Annotated in this window: 27 protein-coding genes and 1 pseudogene; 15 read left to right on the top strand and 13 right to left on the bottom strand. The window is 70.7% G+C overall.

The genetic code is table 11. The features are described from left to right. The first annotated feature begins 3 nt into the window (after window positions 1-3). The 4 genes from OG522_RS12360 to OG522_RS12345 all read left to right on the top strand — a co-directional run bounded on the left by OG522_RS12360 (window position 4) and on the right by OG522_RS12345 (window position 3,474). Window positions 4-921 carry a F0F1 ATP synthase subunit gamma gene (locus OG522_RS12360; protein ID WP_329463021.1) on the top strand — a complete coding sequence of 306 codons (918 nt, stop codon included), beginning with the start codon at window positions 4-6 and terminating at the stop codon, window positions 919-921. Beyond that, complete coding sequence (atpD, locus tag OG522_RS12355; protein WP_329463020.1) at window positions 921-2,363, top strand: F0F1 ATP synthase subunit beta; 1,443 nt, start codon at window positions 921-923, stop codon at window positions 2,361-2,363. Before OG522_RS12360 ends, atpD begins: the two co-directional genes overlap by 1 nt. Before the next feature lie 163 nt (window positions 2,364-2,526). After that, the gene (locus OG522_RS12350; protein WP_329463019.1) at window positions 2,527-2,901 is read left to right on the top strand and encodes a F0F1 ATP synthase subunit epsilon; all 375 of its coding nucleotides are present in this window, start codon (window positions 2,527-2,529) and stop codon (window positions 2,899-2,901) included. 126 nt (window positions 2,902-3,027) lie between these two features. Then, entirely contained in the window at window positions 3,028-3,474 is a 447-nt protein-coding gene (locus tag OG522_RS12345; protein WP_329463018.1) for a DUF2550 domain-containing protein, read from the top strand. 174 nt (window positions 3,475-3,648) lie between these two features. On the opposite strand, the gene OG522_RS12340 is transcribed toward OG522_RS12345, so the two are convergent. The 3 genes from OG522_RS12340 to OG522_RS12330 form a co-directional block, all read right to left on the bottom strand. Next, window positions 3,649-5,496: a glycoside hydrolase family 18 chitinase gene (locus tag OG522_RS12340; protein WP_329463017.1), complete on the bottom strand. Its 1,848-nt coding sequence runs from the start codon at window positions 5,494-5,496 to the stop codon at window positions 3,649-3,651. A 166-nt stretch (window positions 5,497-5,662) separates the two neighbouring features. After that, window positions 5,663-6,307, bottom strand: a complete 645-nt coding sequence (locus OG522_RS12335; protein ID WP_329463016.1) for a response regulator transcription factor — start codon at window positions 6,305-6,307, stop codon at window positions 5,663-5,665. Next, complete coding sequence (locus OG522_RS12330; RefSeq protein ID WP_329463015.1) at window positions 6,304-7,497, bottom strand: sensor histidine kinase; 1,194 nt, start codon at window positions 7,495-7,497, stop codon at window positions 6,304-6,306. The genes OG522_RS12335 and OG522_RS12330 overlap by 4 nt, the downstream gene beginning before the upstream one ends. Window positions 7,498-7,646: 149 nt before the next feature. On the opposite strand from OG522_RS12330, the gene OG522_RS12325 reads away from it, so the two are divergent. The 5 genes from OG522_RS12325 to OG522_RS12305 are packed head-to-tail and all read left to right on the top strand — an operon-like array spanning window position 7,647 to window position 11,110. Further along, window positions 7,647-8,279, top strand: coding sequence for a hypothetical protein (locus OG522_RS12325; protein ID WP_329463014.1), 633 nt, complete (start codon window positions 7,647-7,649; stop codon window positions 8,277-8,279). Window positions 8,280-8,302: 23 nt separating this feature from the next. Next, entirely contained in the window at window positions 8,303-8,998 is a 696-nt protein-coding gene (locus OG522_RS12320; protein WP_329463013.1) for a response regulator transcription factor, read from the top strand. Then, on the top strand, window positions 8,995-10,458 hold the full coding sequence (locus tag OG522_RS12315) for a sensor histidine kinase (protein WP_329463012.1): 1,464 nt from the start codon (window positions 8,995-8,997) through the stop codon (window positions 10,456-10,458). The genes OG522_RS12320 and OG522_RS12315 overlap by 4 nt, the downstream gene beginning before the upstream one ends. Window positions 10,459-10,502: 44 nt before the next feature. Further along, window positions 10,503-10,919 (top strand): hypothetical protein, encoded by a 417-nt coding sequence (locus tag OG522_RS12310; RefSeq protein ID WP_329463011.1) that lies wholly within the window; start codon window positions 10,503-10,505, stop codon window positions 10,917-10,919. Further along, window positions 10,919-11,110 (top strand): hypothetical protein, encoded by a 192-nt coding sequence (locus OG522_RS12305; protein WP_329463010.1) that lies wholly within the window; start codon window positions 10,919-10,921, stop codon window positions 11,108-11,110. Before OG522_RS12310 ends, OG522_RS12305 begins: the two co-directional genes overlap by 1 nt. A gap of 166 nt (window positions 11,111-11,276) precedes the next feature. Here OG522_RS12305 and OG522_RS12300 read toward each other — a convergent pair whose 3' ends face one another. The 3 genes and pseudogenes from OG522_RS12300 to OG522_RS12290 form a co-directional block, all read right to left on the bottom strand. Next, entirely contained in the window at window positions 11,277-11,849 is a 573-nt protein-coding gene (locus tag OG522_RS12300; protein ID WP_329463009.1) for a cob(I)yrinic acid a,c-diamide adenosyltransferase, read from the bottom strand. A gap of 13 nt (window positions 11,850-11,862) precedes the next feature. Next, a complete protein-coding gene (locus OG522_RS12295; RefSeq protein WP_329463008.1) occupies window positions 11,863-12,624 on the bottom strand; it encodes an ABC transporter permease in 762 nt (253 codons plus the stop codon). 8 nt (window positions 12,625-12,632) lie between these two features. Next, window positions 12,633-13,334, bottom strand: a pseudogene (locus tag OG522_RS12290) (ABC transporter ATP-binding protein); the annotation flags it as partial. A 163-nt stretch (window positions 13,335-13,497) separates the two neighbouring features. Here OG522_RS12290 and OG522_RS12285 point away from each other — a divergent pair. From OG522_RS12285 to OG522_RS12270, 4 genes are all read left to right on the top strand, one after another. Continuing rightward, a complete protein-coding gene (locus tag OG522_RS12285) occupies window positions 13,498-14,139 on the top strand; it encodes a TetR/AcrR family transcriptional regulator (protein WP_329463006.1) in 642 nt (213 codons plus the stop codon). Window positions 14,140-14,274: 135 nt separating this feature from the next. After that, window positions 14,275-15,123, top strand: coding sequence for a 3-hydroxyacyl-CoA dehydrogenase family protein (locus OG522_RS12280; RefSeq protein ID WP_329463005.1), 849 nt, complete (start codon window positions 14,275-14,277; stop codon window positions 15,121-15,123). Between the two features lie 147 nt (window positions 15,124-15,270). After that, the gene (locus OG522_RS12275) at window positions 15,271-15,594 is read left to right on the top strand and encodes an STAS domain-containing protein (RefSeq protein ID WP_329463004.1); all 324 of its coding nucleotides are present in this window, start codon (window positions 15,271-15,273) and stop codon (window positions 15,592-15,594) included. Window positions 15,595-15,848: 254 nt separating this feature from the next. Further along, window positions 15,849-18,401: an ATP-binding protein gene (locus tag OG522_RS12270; protein ID WP_329463003.1), complete on the top strand. Its 2,553-nt coding sequence runs from the start codon at window positions 15,849-15,851 to the stop codon at window positions 18,399-18,401. Between the two features lie 165 nt (window positions 18,402-18,566). On the opposite strand, the gene nucS is transcribed toward OG522_RS12270, so the two are convergent. Then, entirely contained in the window at window positions 18,567-19,238 is a 672-nt protein-coding gene (nucS, locus tag OG522_RS12265; protein WP_329463002.1) for an endonuclease NucS, read from the bottom strand. Window positions 19,239-19,466: 228 nt separating this feature from the next. Between nucS and OG522_RS12260 the strand changes: the two genes are divergently transcribed. Further along, the gene (locus tag OG522_RS12260; protein ID WP_329463001.1) at window positions 19,467-19,859 is read left to right on the top strand and encodes an SCO5389 family protein; all 393 of its coding nucleotides are present in this window, start codon (window positions 19,467-19,469) and stop codon (window positions 19,857-19,859) included. A gap of 86 nt (window positions 19,860-19,945) precedes the next feature. Here OG522_RS12260 and OG522_RS12255 read toward each other — a convergent pair whose 3' ends face one another. Next, window positions 19,946-20,983 carry an LLM class flavin-dependent oxidoreductase gene (locus OG522_RS12255; RefSeq protein ID WP_329463000.1) on the bottom strand — a complete coding sequence of 346 codons (1,038 nt, stop codon included), beginning with the start codon at window positions 20,981-20,983 and terminating at the stop codon, window positions 19,946-19,948. Between the two features lie 216 nt (window positions 20,984-21,199). On the opposite strand from OG522_RS12255, the gene OG522_RS12250 reads away from it, so the two are divergent. Beyond that, a complete protein-coding gene (locus OG522_RS12250; RefSeq protein ID WP_329462999.1) occupies window positions 21,200-21,532 on the top strand; it encodes an ATP/GTP-binding protein in 333 nt (110 codons plus the stop codon). A 6-nt stretch (window positions 21,533-21,538) separates the two neighbouring features. Here OG522_RS12250 and OG522_RS12245 read toward each other — a convergent pair whose 3' ends face one another. From OG522_RS12245 to OG522_RS12225, 5 genes are all read right to left on the bottom strand, one after another. Further along, window positions 21,539-22,387, bottom strand: coding sequence for an ABC transporter permease (locus tag OG522_RS12245; protein ID WP_329462998.1), 849 nt, complete (start codon window positions 22,385-22,387; stop codon window positions 21,539-21,541). Then, window positions 22,384-23,520 (bottom strand): ABC transporter ATP-binding protein, encoded by a 1,137-nt coding sequence (locus OG522_RS12240; protein ID WP_329462997.1) that lies wholly within the window; start codon window positions 23,518-23,520, stop codon window positions 22,384-22,386. Before OG522_RS12240 ends, OG522_RS12245 begins: the two co-directional genes overlap by 4 nt. Before the next feature lie 168 nt (window positions 23,521-23,688). Next, the gene (locus OG522_RS12235; protein ID WP_329462996.1) at window positions 23,689-24,468 is read right to left on the bottom strand and encodes an ABC transporter permease; all 780 of its coding nucleotides are present in this window, start codon (window positions 24,466-24,468) and stop codon (window positions 23,689-23,691) included. 3 nt (window positions 24,469-24,471) lie between these two features. Continuing rightward, window positions 24,472-25,467, bottom strand: coding sequence for an ABC transporter ATP-binding protein (locus OG522_RS12230; protein WP_329462995.1), 996 nt, complete (start codon window positions 25,465-25,467; stop codon window positions 24,472-24,474). A gap of 95 nt (window positions 25,468-25,562) precedes the next feature. Further along, a complete protein-coding gene (locus OG522_RS12225) occupies window positions 25,563-26,501 on the bottom strand; it encodes a cellulose-binding protein (protein ID WP_329462994.1) in 939 nt (312 codons plus the stop codon). Window positions 26,502-26,548 lie beyond the last annotated feature (47 nt).

Here is a 26,548-nt window from a genome sequence, read left to right as displayed (position 1 = left end):
CTCATGGGAGCGCAGCTCCGGGTCTACAAGCGTCGCATCCGATCCGTCACCGCGACCAAGAAGATCACCAAGGCGATGGAGATGATCGCCGCCTCGCGCATCGTCAAGGCGCAGCGCCAGGTGGCGGCCTCCACGCCGTACGCGACCGAGCTCACCCGTGCGGTGACCGCGGTGGCGACCGGCTCCACCACCAGGCACCCGCTCACCACCGAGGCCGAGGCCCCGGCCCGCGCCGCGGTCCTGCTCATCACGAGCGACCGCGGTCTGGCCGGCGGCTACTCCTCCAACGCCATCAAGGCCGCGGAGCGGCTGACGGAGCGGCTGCGCGGCGAGGGCAAGGAGGTCGACACGTACATCGTCGGCCGCAAGGGTGTCGCCTACTACGGCTTCCGTGAGCGCAAGGTCTCACAGTCGTGGACCGGCTTCACCGACAGCCCCACGTACGCGGACGCCAAGCAGGTGGCCGCGCCGCTCATCGAAGCCGTCCAGACGGAGACGGCCGAGGGCGGTGCGGACGAACTGCACATCGTCTTCACGGAGTTCGTGTCGATGATGACGCAGATGCCGGTCGACAACCGGATGCTGCCGTTGTCGCTGGAGAAGGCTCAGGAAGAGACGGGCACGAAGGACCAGATCCTTCCGCTCTTCGACTTCGAGCCGTCGGCGGAGGACGTCCTCGACGCCCTGCTGCCGCGCTACGTCGAAAGCCGCATCTACAACGCGCTGCTGCAGTCGGCCGCTTCTGAGCACGCCGCCCGCCGCCGCGCGATGAAGTCGGCCACCGACAACGCCGGAGAGCTCATCAAGAGCCTTTCCCGGCTTGCCAACGCGGCCCGCCAGGCCGAAATCACCCAGGAAATCAGCGAGATCGTCGGTGGCTCCAGTGCGCTGGCCGACGCGACCGCGGGGAGTGACAAGTAATGACGACCACTGTTGAGACGGCCGTTGCCACGGGCCGCGTCGCCCGGGTCATCGGCCCGGTCGTCGACGTGGAGTTCCCCGTCGACGCGATGCCGGAGATCTACAACGCGCTGCACGTCCAGGTGGCCGACCCGGCCGAGGACGGCAAGCTCAAGACGCTGACGCTCGAAGTCGCCCAGCACCTGGGTGACGGCATCGTCCGCGCGATCTCGATGCAGCCCACCGACGGTCTGGTCCGCCAGGCCCCGGTGACCGACACGGGCGACGGCATCACGGTGCCGGTCGGCGACTTCACCAAGGGCAAGGTGTTCAACACCCTCGGCGAGGTGCTGAACAAGCCCGAGGAGAACGCCAACATCGGCGAGCGCTGGCCGATCCACCGCAAGGCGCCCAACTTCGACCAGCTCGAGTCCAAGACCGAGATGTTCGAGACCGGCGTCAAGGTCATCGACCTTCTCACCCCGTACGTCAAGGGTGGAAAGATCGGCCTGTTCGGTGGTGCCGGTGTCGGCAAGACCGTCCTCATCCAGGAAATGATCTACCGCGTGGCCAACAACCACGACGGTGTGTCGGTGTTCGCCGGTGTCGGCGAGCGCACCCGTGAGGGCAACGACCTCATCGAGGAAATGCAGGACTCGGGCGTCATCGACAAGACCGCCCTGGTCTTCGGTCAGATGGACGAGCCGCCGGGCACGCGTCTGCGCGTCGCCCTGGCCGGTCTGACGATGGCGGAGTACTTCCGTGACGTCCAGAAGCAGGACGTCCTCTTCTTCATCGACAACATCTTCCGGTACACCCAGGCGGGTTCCGAGGTGTCGACCCTGCTCGGCCGTATGCCCTCCGCGGTGGGTTACCAGCCGAACCTGGCCGACGAGATGGGTCTCCTCCAGGAGCGCATCACCTCGACCCGTGGTCACTCGATCACCTCGATGCAGGCGATCTACGTCCCCGCGGACGACCTGACCGACCCGGCTCCGGCCACCACGTTCGCCCACCTGGACGCGACGACGGTTCTCTCCCGTCCGATCTCCGAGAAGGGCATCTACCCGGCCGTGGACCCGCTGGACTCCACGTCCCGGATCCTGGACCCGCGCTACATCGCGCAGGAGCACTACGACGCCGCCATGCGCGTCAAGACGATCCTGCAGAAGTACAAGGACCTCCAGGACATCATCGCCATCCTCGGCATCGACGAGCTCGGCGAAGAGGACAAGCTGGTCGTGCACCGCGCCCGCCGCGTGGAGCGCTTCCTGTCGCAGAACACGCACGTCGCCAAGCAGTTCACCGGCGTCGACGGTTCGGACGTTCCGCTGGAAGAGTCGATCACGGCGTTCAACCAGATCTGCGACGGCGAGTACGACCACTTCCCCGAGCAGGCGTTCTTCATGTGCGGTGGCCTGGAAGACCTCAAGGCCAACGCCAAGGAGCTGGGCGTCTCCTGACTCGTCCGACTCCTGGGGCCCAGCTCCCGGGAGTCGCGAGGCCTGTGTGTTTGGCGGAGAGGGGCGGGTGCGTCCTGCCCCTCTCCGTATCGCCCACTGAGAACTGACTAGAATTGTCCCAACACCCGGCCGAACCGCCGGGTGGTGACCCGAGGAGCCAACCATGGCTACTGAGCTGCACGTCGAGCTCGTCGCCGCGGACCGCAGCGTGTGGTCCGGCGAGGCCACCCTGGTCGTCGCGCGCACCACGTCCGGCGACATCGGCGTCATGCCCGGTCACCAGCCGCTCCTTGGTGTGCTGGAGTCGGGCCCGGTGACGATCCGTACGAGCGAGGGCAGCACCGTCGTCGCGGCGGTGCACGGTGGATTCGTCTCCTTCGCCGACAACAAGCTGTCGCTGCTCGCGGAGATCGCCGAGCTGGCGGACGAGATCGACGTCCAGCGTGCCGAGCGTGCGCTGGAGAGTGCGAAGTCGGAGTCGGACGCCGCCGCCGAGCGGCGCGCCGATGTACGGCTGCGCGCGGTGGCGGTGCGCTAGCACCCCGCCGACGTTTTCCCTCAGCCGCGGCACGGTCCGGAATTTACCGGAGCCGGTCGCGGCTGAGGCGATGCAGGCAGATTTTTCCGTTGCTGGATTACTGGTTGAGCGAGGAGGTCGGTGTAGATGACTCTCGCTCTGCTTGTGTGTGGCCTGGTCGTCGCGCTGGTACTGGTGGGACTCTTCGTCTTCGGTCTGCGCCGGCGGCTGATCCAGCGCTCCGGGGGAACGTTCGACTGCAGTCTGCGCTGGAACCTTCCGGAGACGCCGGACACCAGCGGCAAGGGCTGGGTGTACGGGGTGGCCCGCTACAACGGCGACCGGATCGAGTGGTTCCGCGTCTTCTCCTACGCGTTGAGACCGCGCCGCGTTCTGGAGCGTTCGGCCATTGACGTCGTGTCGCGCCGGCTGCCCGAGGGCGAGGAGGAACTCGCCCTTCTCTCGGACGCGATCATCCTCGGCTGTACGCATCGGGGTACGCGGCTTGAGCTGGCGATGAGCGAGGACGCGCTGACGGGTTTCCTGGCGTGGCTGGAGGCGGCGCCGCCGGGCCAACGGGTGAACGTGGCCTAGCATCCGGCGCCGGACGGCACCGATGCAGTTGGGGGCGCGGGGAACCGCGCGAGCAACCACGCACGGTCCGCAGTCGATCGACGGCAGATGCAGCTCCTCCGGCGTTTGAGGAGCGGGGGTTCGGGGTCAGAGCCCCCAGAAGGCGGGGGACGGGCCCGCCTTCCAGGAGCCTGGTCAGTTCAGGCCGGAGGACATGGCCGAGAGCAGCTCACCGTTGGACGTGTCGCCGCTGAACTCCCAGAAGAACGCACCCCGCAGGCCCTGGTTCTTCACGTACGTCATCTTTCCGGCGATCGTCGACGGCGTGTCGTAGCTCCACCAGTTGGTGCCGCAGTGCGCGTACGCCGTGCCCGCGACGGTGCCCGTCACGGGGCAGGCGCTCTTGAGGACCTTGTAGTCCTCTATGCCTTGTTCGTAGGTGCCGGGGGCCGGGCCGGTCGCCGTGCCTCCCGGGGCGTCCTGCGTGACGCCCGTCCAGCCCCGGCCGTAGAAGCCGATGCCCAGATTGAGCTTGCTCGCCGGGACACCCTTGGACTTGTACTTCTGAATCGCCGCATCGGTGTTGAAGCCCGCGATCGGGATGCCGTTGTACGAGGTGAGCGGGGAGTGCGGGGCGGTGGGGCCTTGCGCGGCCCACGCGCCGAAGAAGTCGTACGTCATCACGTTGTACCAGTCGACGTACTGCGCCGCGCCCCCGTAGTCGGCCGCGTCCATCTTGCCGCCCGCCGAGCCGTCGGCGGTCACGGCGGCCGTGACCAGCTCCGAGCTGCCGAACTTCGAACGCAGCGCGGCCAGCAGGTTCTTCAGGGCCGCGGGCCCGCTGGTGTCGCAGGACAGTCCGCAGGCGTTGGGGTACTCCCAGTCGATGTCGATGCCGTCGAACACATCGGCCCAGCGCGGGTCCTTGACCAGCGAGTAGCAGGAGTTCGCGAACGCCGTCGGATTCGCGGCGGCCGCGCCGAAGCCACCGGACCAGGTCCAGCCGCCGAAGGACCAGAGGATCTTGATCCCCGGGTACTTCTTCTTCAGCTCGCGCAGTTGGTTGATGTTGCCCGCGACCGGCTGGTCCCAGGTGTCGGCCGTGCCGTCCACGCTCGACGACGCGTCGTACGTCTTCTGGTAGTCGGCGTACGCGTCACCGATGGCACACTGGCCGTTGGTGACGTTGCCGAACGCGTAGTTGATGTGGGTCAGCTTGCTCGCCGAACCCGAGGTGACGATGTTCTTCACCTGGTAGTTGCGCTGGTAGACGCCCCAGTCGGTGAAGTACCCGAGCCGCACCTTGTCGCCGCCGGGGCCGGGGCCGCCCCCACCGCCGGTGGTGGTCACCGTGACCGAGCCCGAGAAAGGGCCCGTCTGGTCGGCGGTGTCGCGCGCGGTCACGCTGTAGGTGTACGTGGTGCCCGCGGTCAGGCCGGAGTCGGTGTAGCTCGTACCGGTGACGGTCGCGATCTTCGCCGCGCCCCGGTACACGTCGTAGTTCTTGACGCCCTTGTCGTCGGTCGCGGCCTGCCAGGACAACGTCACCCCGGTGTCGGTGACGTTGCCCGCGGTCAGCGCGCCGGGGGCTGACGGCGGGTTGTCGCCGGGGGCAGAACCGCCGTCGCAGGAGCCGCCGTTGAGCTTGCAGCCCGAGGGGGCCCCGGAGCCCGCGCCGTTGAATCCGAAGCTCACACTGGCGCCGGGGGCCAGGGTGCCGTTGTACGACTTGTTCTTGGCGGTCCAGTGCGTTCCGGAGCTGGTGACGTCCGCGTCCCAGGCCGAGGTCACGGACGTACCCGAGGGGTAGTCCCACTCCACGGTCCAGGAACTCAGCGTGGTGGTGCCGGTGTTCTTGATGGTCCAGCCGGCCCCGAATCCGGTGCCCCAGTCCGAGGACTTGGCATAGGTGGCGGTCGCCGAGGCGGCCGCCTGGGCGGGGGAGGCCAGACCGATCAGTGCGGCCAGGGGGAGGGTGAGTGCGGTCAGTGCCGCTGCGGCTCGTGATCTGAAGCGCGTACGGGTACGACATGCGGTACTCAAGGCTGCTCCCGAATGGTGCGACGGTGGTGGGGGTGGAACCCTGCTCCGTCCGGGTGGGCGTGCCTTGGAGCGCCAGGGATGGCATGCCCACCACAGCAGTGTGCGGTGAGCGTAGAAAGGTCTGGACCAACCGTCAAGAGGTCCAGACCTGCGACGGAAAGCCTCCTCAGATCCCCAACTCCTGAGCCAGTACGGCCGCTTGGACCCGGCTGCGCAGCTCCAGCTTTCCCAGCAGCCTGCTGACGTGGGTCTTCACGGTGGCCTCCGCCATGTCGAGGCGTACCGCGATCTCCGCGTTCGACAGGCCGCGGCCCAGGGACGAGAGCACCTCGCCCTCGCGCCGGGTCAGGGTGTCGAGCGCCGCCGGGCGCTGCCGGACGGCGCGCCGCGGCACCGCGGCGAACTCCGCGATCAGGCGCCGGGTGACGGCCGGGGCGATCAGGCCCTCGCCGCGCGCCACCGTGCGCACCGCCTCGATCAGGTCCCTCGCCTCCGTGTTCTTGAGCAGAAACCCCGCCGCGCCCGCGCGCAGCGCCCCGAACACGTACTCGTCCAGGTCGAACGTGGTCAGGACCAGCACGTCGGCGAGGCCCTCGCCGACCACGATCTCGGTCGCCGAGACCCCGTCCAGCTTCGGCATCTGGACGTCCATCACCACCAGGTCGGGCCGCAGTTCGCGAGCCAGCGCCACCGCCCGCTCGCCGTCCGCCGCTTCCCCGGCCACCTCGATGTCCGGGGCACTGGAGAGGATCAGGACCAGGCCCGCCCGTACCGCCGACTGGTCCTCCGCGACCAGAACCCGGATCGTCATGGGAGCAACTTCCTTTCCTCGGCGGGCAGTTGGGCCCGAACCAGCCAGATCCTGGTGTCGTCCGGCGCCGTCCCGGGGCCCGCGGCGAAGGTCCCGTCGAGCAGTTCGACCCGCTCGCGCATCCCGACCAGGCCGGCGCCGGACCCCGGTGCGCGCGGGCCCGGCCGCTGGTCGTACGGGCTGGTGACGCACACGGTGAGCAATTCGTCGGCGCGCGTGACGGCGACCTCGACCGTGCCCGGTGCCGCGTGCTTGAGCGCGTTGGTGAGGGACTCCTGCACGATCCGGTACGCCGCCAGCTCCACCGGCGCGGGCAGCGGGGTGCCGTCCGGACGCCGGTCGTCGAGAGTGAAGCCGAGCCCGCTGGCGGCCCCGTTGGCGCGGGCCTGGGCGAGCAGTGCTTCCAGGCCCGCGAGGGTGGGCGCGGCGGCTGGCTCCTCGCGCCCGCTGGTGTCGCGCAGCAGCCCGATGAGCCGGCGCATCTCGGCGAGCCCGTCCACGCTGTTCTCACGGATGACCGACAGGGCCTGCTTCGTGGTCGCCGGGTCGTCCAGGGAGAGCGCGGCCGTGGAGTGGATGGCGATCGCCGAGAGGTGGTTGGCCACCATGTCGTGCAGTTCGCGGGCCATCCGGGCGCGCTCGGCGAGCACGGCCTGGCCGCGGTCCAGCTCGGCGAGCAGCGCGGTCTGCTCGGCACGCAGCCACGCACTCTCGGCGGCCTCCCGGTGATTGCGCACCAGGGCCCCGGTGGTGGCGGGCGCGAAGGAGATCACACCGGTCATCACGCCGATGACCAGCGCGTCCGGCGTGTGGAACCAGGCGTAGAACCCGATCGTCGCGCCGACCGTGATCAGCCCGGTGGTGACCGGGATGCGGCGGGCGGCGGCGGGGGAGCCGTACAGGACAGCCGCGTACACGATGTCGGTGAACATCACGACCGTGGCCAGGCTGCCCAGCGTGCACTGGTCCGCGATCAGCACGCAGGTACCCGCGACCAGCGCGGTCTGCGGGGCGGTGCGGCGCAGCAGTTCGAGGCCCGCCATCAGGAGCAGCGGCACGAGCACCCAGGCGCCGGACAGCGGACGGCCGCCCTGGGTGTGCAGTCCCACGGCCCACAGGACGAGCCCGCCGAGCAGTCCGGCGCAGGCTATGAGGGCGTCGTCGCGGTGGGGGCGGGAGAACCAGGTCACGCCCCCATCCAACACGGCCGCCGCAGCCGTGGCCTCAACGCATGGGCCGATGCGCCGCTACATCGAAGGATGCAGTCGCCTTTCGTCACCGGCGACGACGAACGGGCGGCGGACGCGGGCGAGTCTGGAGGAAGACGGAAGGAGACAACGTGATCGTCACGCTGGTCATCGCCTGCGAAGTCGGCTTCTGGGTCCTGCTGGCCGTGGGTCTCGCGCTGCGCTACCTCGCGAAGATGCGAAGGACGAGCGTGGCGGTGCTCCTGTGCGAGCCGCTCCTGGAGGTGGTGCTGCTGGTGGTCAGTGCCCTCGACCTGAAGAACGGCGCCCAGCCGGACTGGAAGCACGGCCTGGCCGCCGTCTACATCGGCTTCTCGGCGGGGATGGGCCCCTACCTGGTGACCCGCGCCGACGCCTGGGTCGCCTACCGCTTCGCGGGCGGCCCGCGGCCCGCCAAGGCGCCCGCGGGCGGCAGCGCCAGGACCGCGTACGAATGGAGGACGGCGGGCCGCTTCACCGTCGCCGCGCTGCTCGCGATCGGCCTGCTCCAGGCCGCGATCTGGTACGTCGGCGGAGACGGCGGCACCGACTCGTTGCGGATGTGGCAGCAGAGGATGGTGTGGGTGATCGGGATCAACGTGATCATCGCGCTGAGCTACACGCTGTTCCCGAAGAAGGCGGCACCGCACAGCTCCCGGCCCTCGCTGCTCGACCGGCTCCTGAAACCGGCCTCCGACCGCTCCGGGGCGGACACAGCCAAGGACCGTACGCTGACCAGGCGGTAGCGGTACGAGCGAGGGAGTGGCGGATGAGCGGGCCGAGCCGTCCCGGAGACGTCCTGGTCGTCGATGACGACGACGCGGTGCGCCGGTCGCTCGACCGGGGCCTCAGGCTCAGCGGCTTCCGGGTCCGCACCGCCGACAGCGGGCGGGCCGCGCTCGCCGCGATCGAACTGAGCCCGCCCGATGTGCTCGTCCTGGATGTGTCCATGCCCGGCATGAGCGGCATCGAGGTGTGCACGGCGCTGCGGGCGGCCGGACACGACCTGCCCGTCCTGATGCTGTCGGCGCTCGACGAGACCGCCGACCGGATCGCCGGGCTCCAGGCGGGCGGCGACGACTACCTCGTCAAGCCCTTCGCCCTCCAGGAGCTGGTCCTGCGGCTGCACGCCCTGCTGCGCCGGCGCCCGCCGACCGAGCACGACGTGGTCCGCGCCTGCGGCCTCGTCATCGACCCGGCGGCCCGCACCGCCGAGCGCGAGGGCCGCCCGCTGGACCTGACCCGCCGCGAGTACGAACTCCTCGAAGTCCTCGCCCGCAACGCCGGCCTCGTGCTGACCCGCGACCAACTGCTCGAACGGGTCTGGGGGTACGACTTCGACGTGCGCACCGACGCCGTGGACACCTTCGTCAGCTATCTGCGCCGCAAACTGGAGGCCGGCGGGGCGCCCCGGCTCGTCCACACCGTGCGCGGTGTCGGCTTCGTCCTGCGGGAGCGGCCGTGAAGCTCTCCACCCGGATCGCCCTGGCCGTCGGCGTCACCGTGCCGCTGCTCGTGATCGCCTGCGGCTGGCTGCTGCTCGCCCTGGTCACCCGCGATCTGCACCGCGAGGAGGACAGCCACCTGCGGACCCGGGCCGCCGCGATCGCCCAGGACGCCCGCACCCTGCTGAGGGCCGCCGCCAACAACCAGCCGACCGCCGAGGAGAACCGCCAGCGCAGGCTCTTCAACTCCGCGCTCGACGTCGGCGTACGGCTCATCGGCCCCGACGGCACGTTCAGCGGCGGCCCGCAGCCCGACGCCTCGGTAGCGCTGCCCGCCCCCGGCAAGCAGCCGGTGACCGTCCGCGGCGCGGGCCGCAGCTGGCGGGCGTACGCACTGCCGGTCGAGGGGGCGCAGGTCTCCGGCACGCTGTGGGTGTTCTCGCCGGACGCCGCGAGCCGCGCCCAGCTCACCCTGGTCCGCAACCGCATCGTCACCACCGCGCTGCTCGCCGCCCCGCTGTCCGCGCTGCTCGCCTGGGCCATCGCGAGCAGCGCGACCCGCCCACTGCGCCGGCTGCGCCGCGCGGCGGCCGGGCTCGACCCCCGGACGACGGCGGTGCGCCTCGAACACCGGCGGACCCGCGTCGCCGAGGTGGACGACCTGGCCGCCACCTTGCAGACGGTGCTCGCCCGCTACGACGAACAGGCCGCCCGCACCGCGCAGGCGCTGGACACTGCCCGGTCCTTCTCCGCGGCCGCCTCGCACGAACTGCGCAACCCGCTGATGAGCATGGGCACCAACCTCGACGTCCTGGCCCACCCCGACCTGCCCGAGGGCGACCGGGCCGAGGTCGTGGAGGACCTGCGTCGCGAGCACTCGCGTCTGCTCGGCATGCTGGTCGCGCTGCGTGAACTGGGGCGCGGCGACCTCGTGGAGGCCGACGCGTTCCGGGTGCTCGACGTGGCGGAGGTCGCCGACGCCGCCGTCGCCGAGGCCCGTCGGCGCGCCCCGGACGCCGCGATCACGCTGCACGCGGAGCCCGCGCCGGTGTACGGCTGGGAGCCCGGCGTGCGGATCCTGCTCGACAACCTCCTCGGCAACGCGCTGGCCCACGGCAGGGACGAGGCGGGCCGGGCCGAGATCGCGGTGGCCGTCGGCGCGGGCGGCGGACAGGTGCTGATCACCGTCGACGACCGGGGCCCCGGCATCGCGCCCGCCGACCGCCAGGAGGTGTTCCGCCGCTTCCACCGCGGTCCCGCCAGCACGGGCTCTGGGCTCGGCCTGACCCTGGTGGCCCAGCAGGCGGCGCTGCACGGGGGGAGCGTCGAACTCGGCGAGGCGCCGGGCGGCCGGGGCACCCGGTGCACGGTGCGGCTGCCGGGCCAGGACCCGGCCCGGGAGGGCGAACTGCCCTCGCGACGGGACTGGTTGACGGTCACCGCCGAGCGATCACAGAGTTCCCACAAAGAGCCTTCCTAGCCTCCGGGGCGTACACCAGCCCACACTTCCGGGAGGCAGTAGCCATGAACCACCCGATCTCGAACCGCGGCCGCAGGGTCGCCGCGGCCGCGCTCGCCGCGGCGGCCGTGCTGACCGTCACCGCGCCCAGCGCCTTCGCGGACTCCACGCCCTCGAAGACCGCCGCGTCCGCGCCCACGACCGACGGCGCCAAGGGCATCTGCAAGCGCGAGCCCAAGACCGAGGCGCGCATCGAGCGCGCCCTGAACCGGCTGGACGGGGGCGCGACCACGCTGGGTTCGGTGGCCCGGCTCCAGCAGCGCGTGGACAACGCCAAGAAGGAGGGCCACACCGCCATCGCCACCTACCTCGACCACAAACTCTCGTACCGCAAGAGCCTGGTGACGACCCTTCAGCAGCGCCAGAAGGACCTCAAGGACGTGGCCACCTGGTGCACGGCCAACAACAACGGGAAGAAGTGATGCGGGTCCGCCGGGTGCTGCCCGGTGTGGCGGCCGTGGCCCTGGCGGGCGTGCTCGTCACGGGCTGCGGCCACCCGCACCCGCAGTCCGGGACGTCGTCGTCGGGCAGCGAGCAGCAGATGGAGAAGAAGGTGAGCGACGCGGAGTCGGCGGCGGCCGCGGCCGACGCGGACGCAAAGTCGGACCAGTAACCCGCCCGCCCCCTACACGCCCCCTACACGGCCCCTGCCCTGTCAGGGGCGCGGGGAACGGCGCGAGAAGCGAGCACGGTCCGCGGTCGACAGGGGGGTCAGGGGCGCGGGGAACCGCGCAAAGGGCCCCGGGGAACCACGCCCCGCACGCACCACCCCCCGAGCCCTACCTCTCGCCCCCCGGCACCCACAGCACGTCTCCGACCTCCTTGTTGGCCGTGCGGGCCAGGATGAACAGGAGGTCGGAGAGGCGGTTCAGATACGTCGCCGTCAGCGCGTTCATGACGTCGCCGTGCGCCTCAAGAGCCGCCCACGTCGAACGCTCCGCGCGGCGCACCACCGTGCACGCCTGGTGCAGCAGGGCCGCGCCCGGGGTGCCGCCCGGCAGGATGAAGCTGCGGAGCTTGTCCAGGTCCTCAAGGAAGCGGTCGCAGTCCGCCTCCAGCTTGTCGACGTAGGACTGCTCCACCCGCAGCGGCGGGTACTCCGGGTTCTCGGCGACCGGCGTGGCGAGGTCCGCACCCACGTCGAACAGGTCGTTCTGGACCCGGACGAGCACCTTCACGACCTCCTCGGGCAGCTGCCCGAGCGCGATGGCCGTACCGATGACGGCATTGGCCTCATTGGCGTCGGCGTACGCCGAGATCCGCAGATCGGTCTTGGCGGTCCGGCTCATGTCGCCGAGGGCCGTCGTGCCCTGGTCGCCGGTTCGGGTGTAGATGCGCGTCAGATTGACCATGCGGCCAGAGTAGTTACGCCCCGGCCGTCCGGAAGACGCGTGTGCCCACCGTCACGGCGAGTGCCGCGAAACCGAGGGCCACCGCGGCCCCGTACAGCATGGTGGCGCCGGCGTACGAGCCGAGATAGGCCGCGCGCACCGCGTCCACCAGATAGCGCAGCGGCATCACGTGCGACAGCGCGTTCAGCCAGCCGGGCGCGAGCGTCATGGGCAGCATCAGTCCGGACAGCAGCATCGACGGCATCGCGATCGCGTTGATCGCCGGACCGAACCCCTGCGGCGTGGTCACCTTCATGGCCAGGGCGTACGAGAGCGACGCGAGGGACACCGTGAGCAGCGCCACGAAGGCGAAGCCGATGAGGATGCCGGCCAGCGGCGCGCGCAGACCCATCACCAGCGCGGCGATCACGAGCAGTACTGCCTGGAAGACGAACAGCGCGGCATCCCGCAGGATCCTGCCGAGCAGCAGGGCCAGCCGCGAGACGGGGGTGACGCGCATGCGCTCCACGACGCCCCAGCCGTTCTCGATGATGATCGAGAATCCGGTGAACGAGGCTCCGAACAGGGCGAGTTGGAGCAATAGGCCGGGCACCAGGACCTGCCAGGAACTGCCGTGCGGGGACAGTGGCATGCCGGTCAGGAGCGGGCCGAAGAAGACCAGGTAGAGCAGGGGCATCAGGACGCCGAAGAGGATCTGGAACTTCGAGCGCAGGGTCGCGCGGGCGTACCGGCCGAAGATCAGCGCGGTGTCGGACAGGAGCGGGGAGGCGGTCATGGGGGGTCCTAGACGGCTACGGGGGTGGATTCCTGCGGCGCGGCGCGGCGCCCGGTGATGGCGAGGAAGGCGTCCTGGAGCGAGGCGCCGGGGTCGCCCGCGTACCGGGTCTTGAGGTCGGCCGGGGTGCCCTCGGCGACGATCACGCCCTTGTCGACGACGACCAGGCGGTCGGCGAGGGCGTCGGCCTCGTCCAGGTAGTGGGTGGTGAGGAAGACGGTGGTGCCGTGGTCCGCGCGGATGCGCCGCACCAGGTCCCACAGATCGGCCCGGCTGCCGGGGTCCAGGCCGGTGGTCGGCTCGTCCAGGAAGAGCACCTTGGGCCGGTGGGTGAGGCCCAGCGCGATGTCGAGTCGGCGCCGCTGGCCGCCGGAGAGCGTCGCCGTCCTGCGTTCGAGCAGCTCGCTCAACCCCAGGTCGGCCGCCAACTCCTCGGCGCGCAGGCCGGCTTGGGGTTTGCTGAGCCGGTAGAGACGGCCCTGGGTGACCAGCTCTTCGCGTACGGAGATGTGCGGGTCGACGCCGCCGGACTGGGCCACGTAGCCGCAGGCCCGGCGGACCCCGGCGGGGTCGCGCAGCAGATCGCAGCCGGCCACGGTCGCGGCGCCGCCGGTCGGCGGGAGCAGGGTGGTGAGCATCCGCAGGGTGGTGGTCTTCCCCGCCCCGTTGGGGCCGAGGAAGCCGAGGATCTCACCGGGCCGCACCGTCAGGTCGATGCCGCGCACGGCTTCGACGGGGCCGCCCTTGCTCTGGAAGGTCCGGGCGAGCCCGGCGGTACTGATGATTGCCATGACCCCAGAAAAACAGAGTCTCTTAAATTTTGCAATGGACCCAAAATTTAAGGGGATGCAGGCGGTCGCCTAGGCTGGCGGCATGGCAGAAGGGCTCAGGGAGCGGAAGAAGCGCGAGACCAGGCAGCGGATCTCGGACCTGGCCACCGGGCTCTTCATGGAGCGCGGGTTCGAGGCGGTGACCATCGCCGAGATCGCCGAGGCGGCGGACGTGTCGGTCAACACGGTCTACAACTACTTCCCGGCGAAGGAGGACCTCTTCCTGGACCGCGCCAAGGGTGTGGTGGACCGGCTCGCGCGCTGGGTGCGGGGCCGCGACGCGGGGGAGTCGGCCGCCGAGGCGGTCCTGCGCGAGCTGCGCGCCGAGGTCGAGGCGGTCTCGCCGCGGGTGGGGCTGATGGACGGGTACAGCCGGTTCATGGCCGTCATCAACGAGTCCCCCACGCTCAAGGCAAGGCTGTGGGCGCTGGGCCAGGAGGTCCTGGAAAACCTGGACACGGCCCTGCGCGAGGAGGTCGGCGCCCGCCCCGAGGAGGCGCTGCCCTCCCTGGTCGCGGGTCAGATCAACTGGGTCCATCAGACGGTCATGGCCGTCATCAGCCGCGAGATGATGGCCGGCCGCGACCCGAAGGCGGTCTCCCGTGAGGTGCTCGTCCTGATCGACGAGATGGAGGGGCTGCTGGGGGACAAGGTGCTCAACTACGCCGCACGGGGCGCACGCTGAGACCCACCTCACGCCGTCCGGTGTGATGTCCGTCATCTGAGACGTGACGCGCATCTCTAAGGGCTCCCAGAAGGCCGCCCGGCCGATAGCCTCCGCCAAGAAGGCTTGGGTGGAAACCTGTTGGAGGGAAGTGTCGTGGCCAGGAAGCTCGCCGTCATCGGAGCCGGACTCATGGGGTCCGGTATCGCGCAGGTCTCCGCTCAGGCGGGCTGGGACGTGGTGCTCCGCGACGTCACCGACGAAGCTCTCAGCCGGGGCACCGACGGCATCAAAGCCTCGTACGACAGGTTCGTGAGCAAGGGCAAGCTGGCCGCCGAGGACGCCGAGGCCGCGCTCGCCCGCATCACGACGACCACCGATCTGGACGCCGCCGCGGACGCCGACATCGTCGTCGAGGCCGTCTTCGAGAAGCTGGAGGTCAAGCACGAGATCTTCCGCACGCTCGACAAGATCGTGCGCGCGGACACCGTGCTCGCCTCCAACACCTCCGCCATCCCCATCACCAAGATCGCAGCGGCCACCGAGCACCCCGAGCGGGTCGTCGGCGTCCACTTCTTCTCGCCGGTGCCGATGATGCAGCTGTGCGAGCTGGTCCGCGGCTACAAGACCAGCGACGAAACCCTCGCCGCGGCACGGGAGTTCGCCGAGTCGGTCGGCAAGACCTGCATCGTCGTCAACCGCGACGTGGCCGGCTTCGTCACCACCCGCCTCATCTCGGCGCTCGTGGTCGAGGCGGCCAAGCTCTACGAGTCGGGCGTGGCCAGCGCCGAGGACATCGACCTCGCCTGCAAGCTGGGCTTCGGCCACGCGATGGGGCCGCTCGCCACCGCAGACCTCACCGGTGTCGACATCCTGCTGCACGCCACCAGCAACATCTACACGGAGTCCCAGGACGAGAAGTTCGCCCCGCCGGAGCTGATGCGCCGGATGGTGGACGCGGGTGACATCGGCCGCAAGAGCGGGCAGGGCTTCTACAAGCACTGAAAGCCGCCCGCTTTTCCGGGCGTTCACCCCAAGGGGTGAATTGGGTATCGGTTCGCTCACGGGCGGCAACTTCTGTGGCCGTGGGGCAGTCAGTTGATGAGTCGGTTGTCGTAAAGCCAGAAACGAGAAGCACTCCCGGGAGCGCATATGCACATCAGGGGCGACCACGTCGAGCTGGTCGTCGGGGGCCGCCTCGACGTCCGCAGCGCCGCGGACGCCCGTACGGCCCTGCACTCGGCGGTCGATGACGGGGTCGGCGACCTCGTCCTCGACCTCACCGAACTGGACTCGTGGGACGCCACCGGACTCGGCGTGATCATGGGGGCCCACCGCCGGGCCGGGCGGTGCGGACGACGCCTGGTGCTGCGCGGCGTGCCGCCCCAGATGCAGCGCCTCCTGGTCGCCACGCGGCTGCACCGGATCCTGGCGATCGAGGGCGGCATCGTCGCGGACGCGCTCCCGCGGGTGTAGCCCCGCGGGTGTCGGCGGGCGGCGGCGCGGGAAGGAAACGGACTCCGCGCCCAATTCTCACGAGACTGTGACGTCTTGGGCGGGGCGGCACCCCGCCTGTTCGTAGATACTGTGCGGAGGTCTAGGGTTCGGCTTCCCGCCGATCGACGAACCCACACGGCGGGCACCGGACCAGAAGCGACAGCGAAGAGCGAAGTGCGTAAGGGCCGGGCGGGGCCAATCCTTACGCACCACGCATCTGGGGGGCTTTCACCATGGACCCGATGAACCGGGGACCGGAAGAGTTCAGCCATGCCGACGACACCGTCGGCAGTGCGGGCGCACACGCGGAACCGGGTGCCGGGCCGCAGCGTCCGCCGCGCGACAGAGAACCCGCCACAGCCGAGTTCCCCGGGCGCTCGGCCGCACTGGCCCGCACCGTCCAGCTCGTCTCCGGCGACTTCCTGCTGACCGTCAATCCGGTGGACGGCAGCGAGATCGAGAACTGCCCGCCGGGCGACATACCGGGTCGGCCCGCGCGGCTCACCGCCGCCGAGCGCGCCGAGACCGAGCGCGCCGGCCGGCCGCCGCTCCCGGCCGGTCACCTGGCCACCGCGCCCGCGCTGCTCGAGCGGCGCGACGAACGCGCCCGGCTCGTCCGACTCCTGGGCCGCGGCCGCTCCGTGCGGCTCACCGGACCCGCGGGCTCCGGACGCAGCGCCCTGCTCGACGCCGTCGCCGCGGACTGCGCGGAGCTCGCCCCCGATGGGGTCGTACGCCTGTGTGGCCACCGGCGCAGCCCGTCCGAGCTCCTGCACGAGCTCTACGCCACGGTGTTCCGCACCTCCCTGCACCGGCTCGACCGGACCACGCTGCACGAACGGGTCCGCCAGATCGGCGCCATCGTCGTTCTGGACGACCTCGAATTCGGCGGGGCCACCCTCGAAGAGCTCCTCAGGGCCACCCCCGAGTGCGCCTACCTCCTCGCCACCACCCCCGACGTGCAGGCCCCGCACTCCGAATCGCACGTCGAAGAGGTCTTCCTGTCCGGCCTCGGACGCAGCGCCTCGCTCGAACTCCTGGAGCTGGCGGTCGACCGGGCGCTGACCGACGAGGAGGCCAACTGGGCGGGCGACCTCTGGTTCGAGTCCGAGGGCCTGCCGCTGCGCTTCGTCCAGGCCGGGGCGCTGCTGCGCCAGCGCGACCAGCTGCGCGGCGAGCCCAACTCCCTTGACGCGTACGGCTTTCCGCTGGAAGGGGCCGCCGAGGCCTCGGTGTTCTCGGGCGAGGGACGGGAGATACCGCTGCCCACGCTCGGCGAGGGCGCGGCCCCGGCCGCACTGCTCGCCTCCCGGCTGAGCGAGGCCGCCCGTGCCACGCTGCGGTTCGCCGTGGCGCTCGGCGGCGAGGTGCCGAACCAGGCCCACCTGCCCGCCCTGGTCGGCGACACCCACGCTGACGCCGCCCTCGGTGAACTCCTCGACAGCGGGCTCCTGTCCCCGGTCGGTGCCCGATACCGGCTGGCCGCGGGCGTCCTCACCCAGCTGGAGGGCGCCGGATACACCGCCGACACCGTCGAGCGGGCGTACACCGCCGCCCAGCACTACGCCTGGTGGACCGGGCACCCCTCGGTCGCCCCCGAGCGGGCCGCCGCCGAGGCGGACGCGGTGCTCGCCGCGATGAGCGCGCTCGTTCCCGGCGCCGCGTCCGAGCACCCGGCGACCGTGGTCAAGCTGGCCCGCAGGTCGGCACCCGCCTTCGCGGCCGGACTGCACTGGACGGCCTGGGAGCGGGCGCTGCGGATCGGCTCCGAGGCGGCCCGGCTGACCGGCGAGGTCGCCGAAGAGGCGTACTTCCACCACGAGTTGGGCGTGCTCGCACTGTGCGGCGGCAGCCTGGACCGGGCTCGCGCCGAGCTGGAGGCGTCCATCGCGCTGCGCGGCGCGCTCGCCGACAAGCGCGGCACGGTCGCCGGACGCCGGGCCCTGGCCCTGGTCGAGGATCGCTCCGGCGGGCTGCTGCCGGGCGGCCGCACCCCCGCCGGGGACGAGGTGCCCGCGGCCCGCCACGAGGAGTCCCAGTCGCCGCCCGCGGGGGTTGCGGCAGTTGCCGTGACGGCTCAACTCCCGGATCCCGGCCCCACGTTGATCACGCGGCGGGCGACCCCGGTCGGCGGCGCCATGCCCAAGGCGCGGCGCTCGCTGCTCGGCGGTACCCGGCGCAACCTCGTCGCGGCCGGGGCCGGCGCACTGCTCGCCGCGGTGCTCGGCACCGTCGTCACGCTGGGCGCTACGTCCCACAACAACGACGACGGTCAGGGCGGCAAGGTGAAGCAGCAGCAGTCGGCCGACGAGGGCGACAGCGGCGGCGGCCTGAACGCCGACCCGAACGACCCGGGCAGCACCGCGAGCCCCGGGCACAAGGGCGGCTCCGCCGGCCCGAGCAAGCCGGGAACCACACCCAGGCCCGGCACGTCCGGCCAGCCGTCGCCGGGCACCAGCGACAGCCCGAGTGGCCATCCCTCCACGGGGCCGGCCAGCCCGTCCACGCCGGGCAAGTCGGGCTCGACCAAGCCGTCCACCCCGCCGACGAAGTCGTCTCCGTCGCCGTCCAAGAGCTCCTCCCCGCCGCCGAGCAAGTCGCCCTCCCCCTCGGCGTCGGTCAGCGCCTCGCCGCCGAGTCCCGGAGGCAGCAGTCCGCCGCCCTCCACCAAGGCGCCGCCTCCGAGCCCGCCGCCCTCCAAACCCCCGGCGTCCACCACCCCGGCCAGCTCCCCGCCGACGAGGACGTCCACCGGTCCCACCACCAGCGCCTCGACGCCGTCGTAACCGACGGCCGCCGACGCTCCCGCGTAAGCCACGCGAGACGCGTACCCCACGCGAGACGCGTACGCCACGCGAGACGCGTACGCCACGTAAGACCCGCAAGACACGAGAAGGGGCCCGCAGCACTCTGCGGGCCCCTTCTCGTACGTACCGAAGTGTCGAACGGACTCAGAACAGGCGGAGCTTGTCGTCCTCGATGCCGCGCAGGGCGTTGTAGTCGAGCACCACGCAGCCGATGCCGCGGTCGGTGGCGAGCACGCGGGCCTGGGGCTTGATCTCCTGGGCCGCGAAGACGCCCTGGACCGGGGCGAGGTGCGGGTCGCGGTTGAGCAGCTCCAGATAGCGGGTCAGCTGCTCGACGCCGTCGATCTCACCGCGTCGCTTGATCTCGATCGCGACGGTCTTGCCGTCACCGTCGCGGCACAGGATGTCCACCGGACCGATCGCCGTCGGGTACTCGCGGCGAATCAGGGTGTAACCCTCGCCGAGGGTGTCGATGCGGTCGGCGAGCAGCTCCTGGAGGTGCGCTTCCACGCCGTCCTTGATCAGGCCGGGGTCGACGCCGAGTTCGTGCGACGAGTCGTGGAGGATCTCCTCCATCGTGATGATGAGCTTCTCGCCCGCTTTGTTGATGACGGTCCAGACGCCCGCGTCGTCCCCCGATCCCTCTTTCAGCGTGCAGGGCGGAGACATCCAGTTGAGGGGCTTGTACGCCCGGTCGTCCGCATGAATGGAGACGCTGCCGTCCGCCTTCACCAGGATCAGACGGGGGGCGGAGGGGAGGTGGGCGGTGAGGCGGCCCGCATAGTCGACGGAGCAGCGGGCGATGACGAGACGCATGGTGGGCAACGCTACTCGAAGCCCCCCGCCGAACGCGATTCGCCCTGTAGTGCACTGTTCGTTATTGGCCGGTTATGCGCCAAGTAGCTGCCACGGGCCGGACATCGCGCCTACCGTGGAAGCGGGAGGTTGTCGGCCGTGCACGCTGTGTTGTCGCAAGGAGCGGCCGTCATCGTCCCTTTCCCTGCCCGTAAGGCCCCGCTCCCCGGGGTCGCGAGAGGAGAAACCATGTCGCTCGACGTCTCACCGGCCCTACTCGAACAGGCCGAGCGAGGCGAGGTCGACGAAGCCGCCTTCGTCGACTGCGTCCGGAGCTCCCTGCCCTACGCGTGGGAGATGATCAGCTCCCTGGTGGCCCAGCTGAAGGTCGACGGCGGAGAGTTCGCCGACAACCAGACGCCACCGCCGGACGAGCAGGCGCGCGGCCAACTGCTGCGTGCCCTCGCGAGTGACGCCATTCGCGGTGCGCTCCAGCGGCACTTCGGTGTCCGCCTGGCGTTCCAGAACTGCCACCGTGTCGCGGTGTTCCCGCTGGACCCCTCCTCCGATGAGCGGCTCGCCCGCTTCACCTCGATCAGGGGTCAGCTTCTCAATCAGTCCCCGGAACTTCGGGACTGCTGACGTCTTCGCTGCCGCTCCGCGTCGCGGGAGGTGCAACTGACGCGGGGCGGTGGCCAGTTGGGGCGGCCCCCGCCGGATCCGCTCGGCTAGCCGAGCAGCGGCAGCACCTCCGCCCCCAGCCTCCGGACATTCTCCTCCGTGGCCGCCAGATCGCCCGAGCCCTCGACGAGCAGGGCGAAGCGGGTGATGCCCGTGCGCTCGGAGGTGGCGGCGAGGCGGTCCGCGGCCGTGCGGACGGTGCCGACCGGATGCAGGCGGCAGAGCAGTTCGGTGTACGTCACCGGGTCGCGCATCGCGCGGTGCCGGCCGTCGACCGTCACATGGGCCTCAAGCCCCTGCTTCAGCCAGCCCGGCATCGACTTCAGCAGCGTCTCGGCGGCCTCGATGCGGCGGTCCGCGATCTGGGCGACCCCCGCCGACACATGGCCCGCCCCCGCCACCACCTCCGGAGCGTGACCCGCCGCGCGTGCCTCCCCGCGCCACAGGGCGACCATCTCGGCCTTCTCCTCGTCGCCGCAGTGCATCCCGAGCAGCATCGGCAGGCCGCGCGCGGCGGCCAGTTTCACGCTCTTCGGCGAGGTGCACGCCACGATCACCTCGGGACTCGCGTTGTCCGCTCCGCCGTCCAGGATCTCGTCGGGCCGCGGCACGACCGGTACCTCCCGGAAGGTGAACCGTTCCCCCAGACCGGAGACACGGGGTTCGCGCAGCCAGCGGAGCAGCAGGTCGAGCGACTCCGGGAAGCCCTCCTCGTACGCCCTCAGGCCGGAGCCGAAGACCTCCAGGTCGACCCAGGGGCCACCGCGCCCGACGCCCAGCGAGAACCGCCCGCCGGAGGTGAGGTGCAGCAGCGCCGCCTGTTCGCCGAGCGCCACCGGGTGCGCGGTCGGCAGCACGCTGACCGCGGTGCCGACCCTGATCCGCCGGGTGCGCCCGAGGAGCAGCGCGGCAAGCGTCACCGCCGAGGGGCACACCCCGTACGGTACGAAGTGGTGTTCGGCCAGCCACACCGAGTCGAGACCCGATTCCTCGGCGACCTCGGCGGACCGGACGGCCCGGTGAAGTGTCTCTCCCGGCCCCTGGCCCGGGAACTGTGCTGCCAGTACAAAAGCTCCCACGCGCATCGCCTTCTGCCTCCTTGCGGCCGACGCGGTCTCCCCCTCTTGTCTGGCATTAACGTCTGACAAGTGCCAAAGGCACGGCCCCACGCCGACTTCTTGCGATTGTCCGCTTAGAGCCCCTCGAACGAGTGACTCTGCGACTTCCTCCCCAGGGCGGGTACCCGGGCGGCGTGGCCCTAGGCTGGGAGAAACGTCCGACCCGCCCCGTGAGGTGTTCACGTGTCCCCGCGCCGCAACCGCCCCAAGGGCGGCGAGAAGCCGACCACGTCGTCCGAGAGCCGGCCGGAGGGCGACCGCTTCGGTCTCCAGGGCACCGAGACGTGGCAGGGCGAGCAGTGGTCGGTCCGGCATGTGGCGGGGGCCAGTGCCGCCGGCAAGCGGTACCGGTGCCCCGGCTGCGATCAGGAGATCCCGTCCGGGGCCCCGCACCTGGTCGCCTGGCCCGAGTACGCGGGCGTCGACGAGCGCCGCCACTGGCACAAGGCCTGCTGGAACGCGAAGGACCGCCGCACCACGCGGGTGCAGCGGTCCAGGAACGCGCCGAAGTACTGAACTCCCTTACACGTCCCGCGAGTTGAGCGAGAGGAACGCGCCGCCCAGCGCGAGCGCGGTGATCCCGGTGATGATCCACAGCGGCTCCCAGCCGCTCGGCCCGGAATTCGACACCGAGACCCCGTAGAAGGCACTCAGCTGACTGGGGATCGAGTACTCCATGAGGAACTGCCGTACGCCGCTCAGCGCGTCGGAGAACATGAACAGGGCGAGCACCAGCGGCAGCAGCACCACGCCGATCATGATCGTGATCGAGCCCGCGGAGTGCCGGATCAGCGCGCCCACCGCCAGCGCGAGCAGCCCGATCATCGCGACGTAGAGGCCGACCCCGACGGTGGCCCGCAGCCACTCGCCGCCCGTCGGCCGCGCGGCGTCGGTCACCACGGCGTTCTGCACCACCGCGACCAGGGCCGTCGTGATGGTCACGATGACGAACGCGAGCAGGAAGAAGACCACCGACTTGGCGGCGAGGATCCGCCCGCGGCTCGGGCAGGCCGTCAGGGTCGTACGGATCATGCCGGTGCCGTACTCGGACGCGATGGTCAGCACGCCGAGCGTGATCACGCAGATCAGGCCGAGCAGCACTCCGTAGAAGCCGAGCACGAGGACCGTGCTGTCTCCCATGTGCGCGTTGTTGGCCTCCGCGACGTAGGCGGCGAGCAGCCCGAGGCCGACGATCAGCACCACAAGCACGCCCAGCGTCCACATAGTGGAACGAACCGACCGGATTTTGGTCCACTCGGAGGCGAGCGCATCACCGAAGGTGGCGCGCCGAACGGCGATCGGCGAGGTGTAACCGAGGGACGCGCCCGGCGCCTGCTGGTACGGCTGCGGCTGCTGGTAGGGGGTGGTCATCGGGCGTCCTCGGGCTTGGTCGGGGCGGCGGGAGCGGCCGGGGCCTGCACAGGCGCCTGCGGAGCCGGGGGAGCGGCGGCCGGCTGCGGCGCGGCCGCGTACGGGTTCTGGCCGGGCGGCGGCGGCGCGTACCAGCCTTGCTGCGGCACCTCCGGGATCACCGGCGGCGGCGCGTACCCGGGCGCGACGGGCGGCATCAGGCCCGCCTTCTCGTCGGCCGTCGAACGGTAGTCCACCGCGCCCTGCGTCATCCGCATGTACGCCTCCTCCAGCGAGGCCTGGTGCGGGGACAGCTCCCACAGCCGTACGTCCGCGGCGTGCGCCACGTCGCTGATGCGGGGCAGCGCGAGGCCCGTGACGCGCAACGCGCCGTCCGGCTCGGGCAGCACCTGGCCGCCCGCCTCGGTGAGCGCGGCCGTCAGCTTCTCGCGCTGGGCGGGATCCGTCTGCGGGGTCCGCACCCGCGCGAAGTCCGCGGAGTTGTGCGAGATGAAGTCGGTGATCCGCATGTCCGCGAGCAGCTGGCCGCGGCCGATCACGATGAGGTGGTCGGCGGTCAGCGCCATCTCGCTCATCAGGTGCGAGGACACGAAGACGGTCCGGCCCTCGGCGGCGAGCTGCTTCATCAGATTGCGGACCCACAGGATGCCCTCGGGGTCCAGGCCGTTGACCGGCTCGTCGAAGAGCAGCACCTGGGGGTCGCCGAGCAGCGCGGCGGCGATGCCCAGGCGCTGGCCCATGCCGAGCGAGAACCCGTTGGAACGGCGCCCGGCGACCTCCTGGAGACCGACCACGCCGAGCACCTCGTCCACCCGGCGGGCCGGGATGCCGGAGAGCTGGGCGAGCGAGAGCAGGTGGTTGCGGGCGCTGCGGCCGCCGTGCACGGCCTTGGCGTCGAGCAGCGCGCCGACCTGGCGCGGCGCGTTCGGCAGGCTGCGGAAGGGGTGGCCGCCGATCGTGACGTGGCCGGCGGTCGGCTGGTCCAGGCCGAGGATCATGCGCATCGTCGTCGACTTGCCGGAGCCGTTGGGCCCCAGAAAGCCGGTGACGGCGCCAGGCCGCACCTGGAAGGAAAGGTTGTGCACGGCCGTCTTGGCGCCGTAGCGCTTGGTCAGGCCGACTGCCTCGATCATTCTCCAGCCCCATCGACGGTTCGGGTCGTCGGGGCGGTGTCCGGCGTGTGGTCGGCATGCCCCCGTATGAGTGAGGAGCTTATCCAGGCCTTGACGGTTCCAGCTAAGTCAAAGAGCCCGCTCCGCTTCGGTCGCCGGGCGTAGCGGGGCTCCTGCGTCGCGGGAAGCTCAGGCGTCCCGCTTCTTCAGTACGAGATAGCCGCCCGCCAGCGCCGCGATCACCCACAGCACCATGATGCCCAGGCCGCCCCAGGGCCCGTACGGCGCCCGATCGCTGTTCATGGCGTCCGGGAGCACCTGCATGATCTGCGAACCGGCCCGGTCCGGGAAGTAGCGGGCCACGTTCTTGGCGCCCGGCACGGCCGACAGGATCTGCGAGATCAGGAAGAAGAACGGCATCAGGATGCCGAGCGACAGCATCGAGCTGCGCAGCATCGTGGCGACACCCATGGAGAACAGCGCGATCAGCGCCATGTAGAGACCGGCGCCGAAGACCGCGCGCAGCACGTTGGGCTCGCCGATGGTGGTGCGGTGCGGGCCGAGCAGCGCCTGGCCGAGGAAGAACGCCACGAAGCTGGTCACCATGCCCACCACCAGCGCCAGCACGGTGGCGACGGTCACCTTCGAGAAGAGGAAGGTGGCGCGCTGCGGTACCGCGGCGAGCGAGGAACGGATCATGCCCGAGCTGTACTCGGTGCCGACCACGAGCACACCGAAGACGACCATCGCCAGCTGGCCGAGGATCATCCCCGAGAAGCTGATGAAGGTCGGGTCGAAGGTGAGCTTCTCCGCCGGTTGGAGGTCGTCGAACTGCGACTTCATCAGCGCGCAGAGCGCCGCGCCGATCGCGACCGTCACGATCAGGGCGCAGGCCAGCGTCCAGGTGGTGGAGGAGACCGTACGGATCTTGGTCCACTCGGACTTCAGGACCGCGGCTGGCGATGCCATCGCTCAGGCCTCCTTGTCCTGGGCGGGCTCGCCCCAGTTCGGTGTCGGCCGGGCACCCCAGTCGGGCGCGACGGGCGGGGCGCCGGAGGTGGTGGCGCCGTGTGCGTGGTACTCCACCGAACCCGCTGTCATCTGCATGAACGCCTCTTCCAGGGAGGCCTGCTGGGCGGAGAGTTCGTGCAGCACGAGCTGGTTGCGGGCGGCGAGTTCACCCAGTGTCTCGATCTTGCCGTTGTCGATTTCGATGGCGCCGTCGCCGGTCTGGAGGAAGGGGATGCCGGCCTGGTCCAGTACGTCGAGGAGGCGCTCCCACTGCGGCGAGCGCAGCCGCACGAAACTCCGCGAGTTCTCCCTGATGAAATCCGCCATCGATGTATCGGCGAGCAGTCGCCCCTGGCCAATAACGATCAAGTGATCCGCCGTGAGCGCCATTTCGCTCATCAGGTGAGACGAAACGAAGATCGTTCGCCCTTCGGCTGCGAGCTGCTTCATCAGATTGCGGATCCAGTGAATTCCCTCGGGGTCCAGACCATTGACGGGTTCGTCGAACATCAGGATCTCCGGATCGCCGAGCAACGCCGAGGCGATTCCCAGCCGCTGGCCCATACCCAGCGAGAAACCCTTCGTCTTCTTCTTCGCCACCGCCGTCAGACCCACCGTGTCCAGGACCTCCGCGACCCGCGAGGCCGGGATCCGGTTGGACTGCGCCAGGCACAGCAGGTTGTTGTACGCGGTCCGGCCGCCGTGCATCGCCTTGGCGTCGAGCAACGCCCCGATGTACTTCAGCGGCTCGGCGAGTTCGCGGTAGTGCTTGCCGTCGATGAGCACGGTGCCACTGGTCGGGTTGTCGAGATCGAGGAGCATCCGCATGGTCGTCGACTTCCCGGCCCCGTTCGGTCCGAGGAAGCCCGTCACCACCCCTGGCCTGACCTGGAAGGACAGGTGGTCGACCGCCACCTTGCTGCCATAGCGCTTGGTGAGCTCCGCTAGCTCGATCATGCGGCCACGCTAGATGCGCACGAAGCCCCCCGCCACTGGAATGGCGGGAGGCTTCGTAACAATGACCGCGGCCCACGGGGGAAGGGCGCGGGCGACTAGCGGGTCTGCTGCGCCGGAACGCCGCGCGAGACGGGCTCGTCGTCGACGGGCGAGCCGGCGGCGGCCACGGCCGCACCGGTCAGCGTCGCCAGCATCTCGCGGACGTTCGTCAGCTGCGCGTTGATCGAGTCGCGGCGGTTGGTGAGGGCCGCGAGCTCCCGCTCGGATTCCGAACGGATCCGGTCCGCCTTGGCGTTGGCGTCCGCGACGATGTCCTCGGCCTGGCGCTGCGCCGTCTCCACCGTCTGGCGCGCCCGGCGCTCCGCGTCCGTACGCAGCTTCTCGGCCTCCAGGCGGAGCTGCTCCGCGCGGTGCTCGATCTCCGCGAGGCGCTTCTCGGCCTTGGCCTGACGCGACGCCAGGTCGCGCTCCGACTGCTCGCGGCGCTTGGCGAGGTTCGTCTCGAAGTCCGCGGCGGCCTGAGCGGCCTTGGCGCGGGTCTCCTCGAAGAGCGCGTCCGCCTCCTCGCGCTTGGACTGCGCGTCCTTCTGCGCCTCGGAACGGAGCTGAGAGGCGTCACCCTTCGCCTTCTCGACGATCCTGACGCCCTCGTCCTCGGCCTTCGCCTTGCGCTCGGAGGCAAACGATTCCGCGTCGTTGCGCACCTGCTGGGCGGCGGACTCGGCGAGTTCGCGGTGCTGCTCGGCGGCCCGGCGGGCCTCCTCGCGCAGGTCCTTGGCCTCTTCCTCGGCGAGCCGCAGGATCTTTTCGACCCGCGCACCCAGACCCGCGTACGACGGCTCCGCGTCGTTCACCTGGGCCTGGGCGTTCTGCGTTTCGAGGTGGAGCTCCTCGATGCGCTTTTCCAGAGAAGTGATCCGTGCCAGAGCGCTGTCACGGTCGGCGACGAGCTTGGTAATGCGGTCGTCCACCTGACCGCGGTCGTAACCACGCCGCACGAGCTCGAAGCCGAAGGGGGAGGATGTGTCGCTCATGGGGTTCCTGTCGAATGAGACCGGTGAGGTGATAGGGGGAATCCTAG

This window comes from Streptomyces sp. NBC_01431, assembly GCF_036231355.1.
In the GTDB taxonomy this organism is placed as follows: domain Bacteria; phylum Actinomycetota; class Actinomycetes; order Streptomycetales; family Streptomycetaceae; genus Streptomyces.
Note: the sequence above shows the minus strand (reverse complement) of the source record. Positions and strands in the feature narration are given on the sequence as shown.

Excerpts from the sequence above, each read along its gene's own strand:
- OG522_RS12350 (WP_329463019.1), top strand. The coding sequence starts at position 2,527 with ATGGCTACTGAGCTGCACGTCGAGCTCGTCGCCGCGGACCGCAGCGTG.
- OG522_RS12255 (WP_329463000.1), bottom strand. The coding sequence starts at position 20,983 with ATGCGCGTGGGAGCTTTTGTACTGGCAGCACAGTTCCCGGGCCAGGGG.
- OG522_RS12305 (WP_329463010.1), top strand. The coding sequence starts at position 10,919 with ATGCGGGTCCGCCGGGTGCTGCCCGGTGTGGCGGCCGTGGCCCTGGCG.
- OG522_RS12345 (WP_329463018.1), top strand. The coding sequence starts at position 3,028 with ATGACTCTCGCTCTGCTTGTGTGTGGCCTGGTCGTCGCGCTGGTACTG.
- OG522_RS12260 (WP_329463001.1), top strand. The coding sequence starts at position 19,467 with ATGTCGCTCGACGTCTCACCGGCCCTACTCGAACAGGCCGAGCGAGGC.
- atpD (WP_329463020.1), top strand. The coding sequence starts at position 921 with ATGACGACCACTGTTGAGACGGCCGTTGCCACGGGCCGCGTCGCCCGG.
- OG522_RS12285 (WP_329463006.1), top strand. The coding sequence starts at position 13,498 with ATGGCAGAAGGGCTCAGGGAGCGGAAGAAGCGCGAGACCAGGCAGCGG.
- OG522_RS12300 (WP_329463009.1), bottom strand. The coding sequence starts at position 11,849 with ATGGTCAATCTGACGCGCATCTACACCCGAACCGGCGACCAGGGCACG.
- OG522_RS12320 (WP_329463013.1), top strand. The coding sequence starts at position 8,303 with ATGAGCGGGCCGAGCCGTCCCGGAGACGTCCTGGTCGTCGATGACGAC.
- OG522_RS12275 (WP_329463004.1), top strand. The coding sequence starts at position 15,271 with ATGCACATCAGGGGCGACCACGTCGAGCTGGTCGTCGGGGGCCGCCTC.
- OG522_RS12360 (WP_329463021.1), top strand. The coding sequence starts at position 4 with ATGGGAGCGCAGCTCCGGGTCTACAAGCGTCGCATCCGATCCGTCACC.
- OG522_RS12240 (WP_329462997.1), bottom strand. The coding sequence starts at position 23,520 with ATGATCGAGGCAGTCGGCCTGACCAAGCGCTACGGCGCCAAGACGGCC.
- OG522_RS12235 (WP_329462996.1), bottom strand. The coding sequence starts at position 24,468 with ATGGCATCGCCAGCCGCGGTCCTGAAGTCCGAGTGGACCAAGATCCGT.
- OG522_RS12230 (WP_329462995.1), bottom strand. The coding sequence starts at position 25,467 with ATGATCGAGCTAGCGGAGCTCACCAAGCGCTATGGCAGCAAGGTGGCG.
- OG522_RS12245 (WP_329462998.1), bottom strand. The coding sequence starts at position 22,387 with ATGACCACCCCCTACCAGCAGCCGCAGCCGTACCAGCAGGCGCCGGGC.
- nucS (WP_329463002.1), bottom strand. The coding sequence starts at position 19,238 with ATGCGTCTCGTCATCGCCCGCTGCTCCGTCGACTATGCGGGCCGCCTC.
- OG522_RS12335 (WP_329463016.1), bottom strand. The coding sequence starts at position 6,307 with ATGACGATCCGGGTTCTGGTCGCGGAGGACCAGTCGGCGGTACGGGCG.
- OG522_RS12295 (WP_329463008.1), bottom strand. The coding sequence starts at position 12,624 with ATGACCGCCTCCCCGCTCCTGTCCGACACCGCGCTGATCTTCGGCCGG.
- OG522_RS12310 (WP_329463011.1), top strand. The coding sequence starts at position 10,503 with ATGAACCACCCGATCTCGAACCGCGGCCGCAGGGTCGCCGCGGCCGCG.
- OG522_RS12225 (WP_329462994.1), bottom strand. The coding sequence starts at position 26,501 with ATGAGCGACACATCCTCCCCCTTCGGCTTCGAGCTCGTGCGGCGTGGT.
- OG522_RS12270 (WP_329463003.1), top strand. The coding sequence starts at position 15,849 with ATGGACCCGATGAACCGGGGACCGGAAGAGTTCAGCCATGCCGACGAC.